Raw genomic sequence first — 2,007 nt, 5'->3', positions numbered from 1 at the left:
CATCTTGGCGTCGAGCGCCAGGATGTCGCCGGCGCCGGTGACGATCAGCGGGTTGATCTCGACGATGGCGCAGTCCAGGTCCACGAACGCCTGGTAGGCGGCCATGATGAACTTGGCGGCGGCACCGACCTGCTTGCCGTCCAGCCCGAGGGCGAAGGCGACCTTGCGGGTGTGGTAGCCCTGGATGCCGGTCGCCGGGTCGATGCCGACCTTGACGATCTTCTCCGGCGTGTTGTGGGCGACCTCCTCGATCTCCATGCCACCTTCGGTCGAGGCGATGATGGTGACGCGGCCGGTGGCGCGGTCGATCAGCATGCCGAGATACAGCTCGCGCTTGATGTCGGCGCCTTCCTCGACGTACAGGCGCTTCACTTCCCGGCCCGCCGGGCCGGTCTGCTTGGTGACCAGCACGTGGTTCAGCATCTCGGCGGCGTTCTTGGCCACATCCTCGATCGACGTGACGACGCGGACGCCGCCCTTACCGCTCGGGTTGTCCTGGAACCGGCCGGCGCCGCGGCCGCCGGCGTGGATCTGCGATTTCACCACCCAGACCGGACCGCCCAGCTCGCGGGCGACCGATTCAGCCTCTTCCGGGGTGTAGGCCACGCCGCCGCGCGGGACGGCGACGCCGTAGCCACGCAGCAGTTCCTTGGCCTGGTACTCGTGAATGTTCATGGTTCTTCGTCCCTGACCCTGTCGGGATTGGTCTTTTGAAAGCCGCCGGGAGCCGGGAATGCATCGGCTGCCGGGCGGCGGGTTTTTAAAAGTCCGGGCTTCGGCACTCCGGGACCGGGAAGGGGACGGTCGGGGAGAGGGGAAGCGGGGTTCGAATATTTGAAGGCACTGTTGGTGGCGAGGTTAGACCCCCACCTAACCTCCCCCGCTGGGCGGGGGAGGGACTGCCGCCGCTCTCCCGTTCAGGACTTGCCCCCTCCCCCGCCCAGCTCTCGCACAAAGCTTCGCTTTGTGCTGACGCGGCAGGCGGACCGTAGGTCCGCTGAGAGCGGGGGAGAGTTGGGGTGGAGGCACGGGAGCGAAACTTACTCGGCGGCCATGCGCGTGACGGTGCCGATGGCGCCGCTGTCGCGGATGTCGATGATCTCGCGGTCGTCGAACCCCAGCACCTCGCGCAGGATCTCGTCGGTGTGCTCACCGAGCAGCGGCGAGCGGGTGACCTCGGTCGGGCTGTCGGACAGCTTGATCGGGTTGCCGACCGTCAGGTAGCTGCCGCGGGTCGGGTGCTCGACCTCGACCAGCGTGCCGGTGGCGTAGAGCGACCGGTCCTCGGCGATTTCCTTCATCGACAGGATCGGGCCGCAGGGGATGTCGTACTTGTTGAGGATCTCCATGGCCTCGAACTTGGTCATGGTCTTGGTCCAGTCCTCGACCGTCGCGAAGATCTCCATCAGGCGCGGCAGGCGGGCGGTCGGCGTGGCGTAGTCGGGATCGGTGATCCACTCTTCCTTGCCGATCACCTTGCAGATCGCCTTCCACACCGGCGCCTGGGCGATGAAGTAGATGTAGGCGTTGGGGTCGGTCTGCCAGCCCTTGCACTTCAGGATCCAGCCGGGCTGGCCGCCGCCCGACGCGTTGCCGGCGCGCGGCACCGTGTCGCCGAACTCGCCGTGCGGGTATTGCGGGTATTCCTTCATCGGGCCGTGCGCCATGCGCTGCTGGTCGCGCAGCTTGACCCGACAGAGGTTCAGCACGCTGTCCTGCATGGCGGCGAGCACCTTCTGGCCGCGGCCGGTGGTCTTGCGCTGGTACAGCGCGGTGACGATGCCGAGCGCCAGATGCAGCCCGGTGCCGCTGTCGCCGATCTGGGCGCCGGTGACCAGCGGCGGGCCGTCGTCAAAGCCGGTGGTCGAGGCGGCGCCGCCCGCGCATTGGGCGACGTTCTCGTACACCTTGCAGTTCTCAAACGGCCCGGGGCCGAAGCCCTTGACCGACGCCACGATCATCGCCGGGTTCAGGTCCTGGATGCGCTCCCAGGTGAAGCCCATGCGG

The 2,007-nt window shown here is 67.6% G+C and carries 2 protein-coding genes; both read right to left on the bottom strand.

Annotation, left to right across the window (positions count from 1 at the left end; genetic code table 11):
• Positions 1 to 675: ATP-grasp domain-containing protein (locus tag TSO352_RS33375; RefSeq protein ID WP_199231455.1), on the bottom strand; the 675-nt coding region annotated here is incomplete at its 3' end.
• Positions 676 to 1,040: 365 nt separating this feature from the next.
• Positions 1,041 to 2,007, bottom strand: a 967-nt coding sequence (frc, locus tag TSO352_RS01540) for a formyl-CoA transferase (RefSeq protein ID WP_109106614.1), incomplete at its 5' end; no start/stop codon positions are given.

The organism is Azospirillum sp. TSO35-2 (genome assembly GCF_003116095.1).
Taxonomy (GTDB): Bacteria; Pseudomonadota; Alphaproteobacteria; order Azospirillales; family Azospirillaceae; genus Azospirillum.
This window is presented reverse-complemented; position numbering and strand designations above follow the sequence as displayed.